Here is a 5,621-nt window from a genome sequence, read left to right as displayed (position 1 = left end):
GGCCGCCTCCGTCGAGCGCGCGAAGCCGCCGAGGAGCATCGCGGTGCCCTCGGCCTCGGCGCGCAGTCCGAGCACCTCCCTGACGTGCGGGTACGGCGCGCGAGGCTCCGCGTGCAGGTCGTCGCCGTCGTCCCAGAGGACGACGAGGCCCAGGTCGTGGACCGGGGCGAAGGCGGCCGAGCGCGTGCCCACCACCACGCGTCGGGCGCCGCGGGAGACCGACAGGAAGGCGCGGTAGCGGGCGGACGGCCCGAGGTCGGCGGTCAGCGTCGCATGCTGGTCGGGGCCGAGGGCGACGTCGAGCGCGGCGCTGACCCGGTCGACGTCGCGCTGGTCGGGGACGCACACGATCGCGCCCCGCCCCCCGGAGCGGGTCGCAGCGACGGCCGCGGCCACCATGGCCGGCCAGTCGTCGCCCGGGGCAGCAGCCCACACGGCACGCGGGGCACCGCCGTCGGCGAGATGGCCCATGAAGGCCGCGCCGTGCGTCACGTGCTGCCACGACTCCCCCGTCGGGGCGACGCCCGGGTCAGGAGCGGGCTCCCACGGCTCGGCCTCGACCTTGGCGTGCCGGGGCGGGACGGCGAGCCGCAGCACGTCGGAGCGGGCGCCTGCGTACCGAGCAGCGACGGCGGCCGTGAGCTCGGCGACGACGGGGCTCAGCACCGGCTCGGCACTGACCACGCGGCGCAGCGGCTGGAGACGGCCGGTGTGGTCGGTCGTCGCGCCCCGGGCCACGACGAAGCCGTCCACGTCCTGCCCGGCGAAGCGGACCTTGACCCGGGCACCCGGCACCGCGGTGGCGGCGAAGGCCTCGGGGACGGCGTAGTCGAAGGTGCGGTCGAGATGGGCCAGCGGCACGTCGACGAGCACGCGGGCGACCGGGTCCACCTCGCTCGGCTCGAACTCCGCGGCCTTGCGGGCCCGGGTGGCCGCCGCGCGCGCCCGGCCGTCGGCCACGGACGCACGGAGGCCGGGCAGCATCTCTGCTGGCCCGGCCTCGTGGTTGGTCATGGTCGGCATTCAATCAACCGGGACCGACACCGGCACCCACGGTCCCCACTGGGTGGGCGAGTCTGTCACTTCGTGACGGTTGCAACCCCCTCCCAGCGGCAGAGTCCCCGCCTGAGCGGGGACTTCGACCGAGGGGGTCAACCCGAGATCAGGCGCCGGCGGCGGCCTTGAGCTTGTCGGCGCGGTCGGTGTGCTCCCAGGTGAACTCGGGCAGCTCGCGGCCGAAGTGGCCGTAGGCCGAGGTCGCGGCGTAGATCGGGCGCAGCAGGTCGAGGTCGCGGATGATCGCGGCCGGGCGGAGGTCGAAGACCTCGAGCACGGCGGCCTGGATCGCCTCGTCCGAGACGACACCGGTCCCGAAGGTCTGGATGAAGACGCCCACCGGGGCGGCCTTGCCGATCGCGTAGGCGACCTGCGCCTCGCAGCGACGCGCCAGCCCGGCGGCCACGACGGTCTTGGCCACCCAGCGCATGGCGTACGCAGCGGAGCGGTCGACCTTGGACGGGTCCTTGCCGGAGAAGGCGCCGCCGCCGTGGCGGGCCATGCCGCCGTAGGTGTCGACGATGATCTTGCGGCCGGTGAGGCCGGCGTCGCCCATCGGGCCRCCGACGACGAACTTGCCGGTCGGGTTGACCAGCAGCCGGTATCCCTCGGACGGGATGTCGAAGCCGGCCAGCACCACGTCGATCACGTGCTGCTTGACGTCGGCCTCGAGGGTGGCGTGGTCGACGTCCTCGGAGTGCTGGGTGGACAGCACGACGGTGTCGATGCGCACCGGGCGGTCCTGGTCGTCGTACTCGATGGTGACCTGGGTCTTGCCGTCCGGGCGCAGGTAGTCGAGCGTCCCGTCCTTGCGGACCTCGGTCAGCCGCTGGGCGAGGCGCTGGGCGATCATGATCGGCAGCGGCATCAGCTCGGGGGTGTCGTCGCAGGCGTAGCCGAACATCAGGCCCTGGTCGCCGGCGCCGCGCTTGTCGAGGTCGTCCTCGGAGGACCCGACGCGGGACTCGTGGCCGCTGTCGACGCCGGCGGCGATGTCGCTGGACTGGGCGCCGATCGCGACCTGCACTCCGCACGTGGCGCCGTCGAAGCCCTTGTCGGAGGAGTCGTAACCGATGTCGAGGATCGCCTTGCGAACCAGGTCGGCGACCGGGGCGTAGGCGTTCGTGCGCACCTCGCCGGCCACGACGACCAGCCCGGTCGTCAGCAGCGTCTCGACCGCGACCCGCAGGTTCTCGCGGTCGGAGTCGTGCTCCATGAGGTAGTCCAGGACCGAGTCGCTGATCCGGTCGGCGATCTTGTCCGGGTGACCCTCGGTCACGGACTCGGAGGTGAAGAGGCGTCCAGCCACAGTCGGTGCTCCTGTCGAGGTGCTCAGGTGTACGAGCCACGATATCGGTGGCCCACTATGCAAGATGCCCGTCTCAGCGGGCGAATCGACTCGCGACCTCGTCCCAGATGACGTGGGCGAGGGCGCTCTTGGTGCCGTGGGGCACGTCGACGGTGCCCCCGTCGGCGGCCAGGATCACCGCTTCGTTGTCGGGACTGCCGAACACGGCGCCCCCGCTGACGTCGTTGACCACGAGCAGGTCGCAGCCCTTGCGGGCCAGCTTGGCCCGCGCCAGGTCGAGGACGTCGCCCGTGTCGTCGCCGGTCTCGGCGGCGAACCCGACGATCACCGCGCCGGGACGCTGCCGCTCGCGCGAGATCTCCTTGAGGATGTCCGGGTTCTGCTCGAGCTCGATCGGCGGCGCGGAGCCGTCGTCGGTCTTCTTGATCTTGGCCTCGCTGACCGCGGTCGGGCGGAAGTCGGCCGGCGCCGCGGCCATCACCACCGCGTCGGCGGAGCCGGCAGCCAGCACGACCTCGTCGCGCAGCTGCGCGGTGGTCTCGACCCGGACGACCTTGACGCCGGCCGGGTCGGCCAGCGCGACGTTGGCGCTGACGAGGGTGACCTCGGCGCCGCGGGCCGCGGCGGCCCGGGCGAGGGCATAGCCCTGGATCCCCGAGGAGCGGTTGCCGAGGAAGCGGACGGGGTCGAGGTACTCGCGGGTGCCGCCGGCGCTCACCACGACGCGTCGACCGGCCAGGTCGGGCGCCGTGACGCCGCGGGCCAGCACCTCGACGGCGAGGTCGAAGATCTCGCCGGGCTCGGGGAGGCGGCCCTTGCCGGTGTCCTTGCCGGTCAGGCGGCCCTCGGCGGGTTCGACGACGACGACACCGCGGCTGCGCAGGGTCGCGACGTTGGCGGCGGTGGCCGGGTGCTCCCACATCTCGGTGTGCATCGCCGGGGCCAGCACCACGGGACACCGCGCGGTGAGCAGGGTGTTGGTGAGCAGGTCGTCGGCCAGCCCGTGGGCCGCACGCGCCATCAGGTCGGCGGTCGCCGGCGCCACCACGACGAGGTCGGCCGACTGTCCGATGCGCACGTGCGGCACCTCGTGGACGTCGGACCACACGTCGGTGGACACCGGCTTGCCCGACAGCGCGGCCCAGGTCGGGGCGCCGACGAACTCGAGGGCGGCGGCGGTCGGGACCACGGTGACGTCGTGGCCGGACTCGGTGAACCGGCGCAGCAGCTCGCACGCCTTGTACGCCGCGATGCCGCCGCCGACCCCGAGGACGACTCGTGGCCGCTTCCCCGCMGGGGAAACGGCCACGTCGTCGTCGAGAGTCTCGCGGACGGAGTCGTCCGGGGAGGTCACGTCACTCCGAGAAGGTCGACGCCTCGGCGCGCGCGGCCGCGGCAGCGGCCTCCTCGGCGGCGAGCTCGGCCGGGTCGACGTCCTCGCAGGTCAGGAGGTCCTCGTTGATCTCGCGGAGCGCGATCGAGAGGGGCTTCTCCTGGACGACGGTGTCGACGAGCGGGCCGACGTACTCCAGCAGGCCCTCGCCGAGCTGGGAGTAGTAGGCGTTGATCTGGCGGGCGCGCTTGGCGCTGTAGAGAACCAGCTTGTACTTGCTGTCGGTCTTGGTGAGCAGGTCGTCGATCGAGGGGTTGGTCACGCCCTCGGCGGCGATGTTGGGGGCAGACACAGCTGGGAGCCTCACAGAGTCGGTTGGTGCAGAAGAGGTACGGGGCGGCCGGTCCTGCGCCGGATCAGTCCTGGGCAGGGTCCGACACGGGGTCGATCCTCATCAAGGTTACCAACTCGTCCGCAGCAGCGTGAACTTCGTGGTTGACCACGGTCACGTCGAACTCCGACTCCGCCGCCAGCTCGTCGCGCGCCGTGGCCAGCCGGCGCTCCCGCTGGGCCTCGGTCTCGGTGCCGCGACCGACGAGGCGGCGGACGAGCTCGTCCCACGACGGCGGCTTGAGGAAGACGAACAGGGCCTCGGGCATGGTCGTGCGGACCTGCCGCGCGCCCTGCAGGTCGATCTCGAGCATCGCGGGGTGGCCGGAGGCCAGGGCCAGCTCGACCGGACCCCGCGGCGTGCCGTAGCGATGGGTGCCGTGGACGGTCGCCCACTCGAGGAGGTCGCCCCGCTCGACCATGGCGTCGAAGTCGTCGTCGGAGACGAACCAGTAGTGGACGCCGTTCTCCTCGCCGGGACGCGGGTCACGCGTCGTGGCCGAGACCGACAGCCAGACCTCGGGGTGGTGGCGGCGCACCTCGGCGGCCACCGTGCCCTTGCCGACGGCCGTGGGGCCGGCGAGCACGATCAGGCGGGACCGGCGCGGCTCGCTCAAGACTCCTCGCGGGGGCCGAACTCACGCTCGAGCGCGGCGACCTGCTTGATGCCCAGTCCCCGGACGCGGCGGCTCTCGGCGATGCCGAGGCGCTCCATCACCTGACGGGCGCGGACCTTGCCGAGGCCGGGCATGGACTGGAGCAGCTCGACGACGCGCATCTTGCCGACGACCTCGTTGTCCTGTCCCTCGCGGACGACGTCCATGAGCGAGGCGCCCGAGTTCTTGAGCCTGTTCTTGACCTCGGCGCGCTCCCGTCGGGAGGCGGCGGCCTTGTCGAGGGCTGCCTGGCGCTGCTCGGGCGTGAGAGGGGGCAAGGCCACGAAACGGGTCCTTCTGGCTGTGGGTCTGGCTGGCCGCGGGCTGGGACAACCCGGTCAATCTAGTCAGAACGACGGACGCCCTGCAATGCGGGGTGGGGCTGGCCGCTACTGGCTCAGCGGCGTCCGGCACACGTCGAGGGCCTGCTGCTCGATGCCGCCCATCGCCTCGATCGTGCCGGCCTCTCCCAGGGCCCGCGCAGCCGACTCCACGGCCTGCCGGGCATCGTCCGGGAGCTCCTGGGGCGTGACCTCCGGGTCGTACGACGCGGGGTCGACGTCGGCGGCATCGAGGGCCTCCTGGAGGTCCTCGAGCCGGGTGACGACCTGGGCCCACTCGTCACGCAGGTCGTCGGGAGCCTGGGCGCGCAGGTCGCGGTAGGCATCCAGGGCCCCGAGGATCGCGCCGGGCTGCTCGCTGGCGGCGATGTCGCTCAGCTCGGCCTGGTGCTCCTCGACGGCCTGGCAGTAGTCCTCCCGCTCGCTGCTGCAGCCGGACGTGAGCGCACCCAGCAGGAGCGGCAGGGCCACGACCGCGGCGAGGCGCCTCACGCGTCGCCGAGCGCGGCGACCGCGTCGTTGCCGCGCCGAGCGGC

Annotated in this window: 7 protein-coding genes; all 7 read right to left on the bottom strand. The window is 73.0% G+C overall.

The genetic code is table 11. From position 1 onward, the window contains the following. Window positions 1-1,014, bottom strand: a 1,014-nt coding sequence (locus AC1DQF_RS21000) for a primosomal protein N' family DNA-binding protein (RefSeq protein ID WP_477527167.1), incomplete at its 3' end; no start/stop codon positions are given. Between the two features lie 148 nt (window positions 1,015-1,162). Then, window positions 1,163-2,365: a methionine adenosyltransferase gene (gene metK, locus AC1DQF_RS20995; RefSeq protein ID WP_477527166.1), complete on the bottom strand. Its 1,203-nt coding sequence runs from the start codon at window positions 2,363-2,365 to the stop codon at window positions 1,163-1,165. A gap of 73 nt (window positions 2,366-2,438) precedes the next feature. Further along, a complete protein-coding gene (gene coaBC / locus AC1DQF_RS20990) occupies window positions 2,439-3,674 on the bottom strand; it encodes a bifunctional phosphopantothenoylcysteine decarboxylase/phosphopantothenate--cysteine ligase CoaBC (RefSeq protein ID WP_477527168.1) in 1,236 nt (411 codons plus the stop codon). Window positions 3,675-3,720: 46 nt separating this feature from the next. Then, window positions 3,721-4,050 (bottom strand): DNA-directed RNA polymerase subunit omega, encoded by a 330-nt coding sequence (rpoZ, locus tag AC1DQF_RS20985; RefSeq protein WP_056924469.1) that lies wholly within the window; start codon window positions 4,048-4,050, stop codon window positions 3,721-3,723. 64 nt (window positions 4,051-4,114) lie between these two features. After that, window positions 4,115-4,705: a guanylate kinase gene (gene gmk, locus AC1DQF_RS20980; protein WP_477527165.1), complete on the bottom strand. Its 591-nt coding sequence runs from the start codon at window positions 4,703-4,705 to the stop codon at window positions 4,115-4,117. Next, window positions 4,702-5,028 (bottom strand): integration host factor, actinobacterial type, encoded by a 327-nt coding sequence (gene mihF / locus AC1DQF_RS20975; RefSeq protein WP_056924471.1) that lies wholly within the window; start codon window positions 5,026-5,028, stop codon window positions 4,702-4,704. The genes gmk and mihF overlap by 4 nt, the downstream gene beginning before the upstream one ends. A 105-nt stretch (window positions 5,029-5,133) precedes the next feature. After that, window positions 5,134-5,621, bottom strand: a 488-nt coding sequence (locus AC1DQF_RS20970) for a hypothetical protein (protein ID WP_477527164.1), incomplete at its 5' end; no start/stop codon positions are given.

Source organism: Nocardioides sp. P4_G4 (assembly GCF_056401085.1).
Note: the sequence above shows the minus strand (reverse complement) of the source record. Positions and strands in the feature narration are given on the sequence as shown.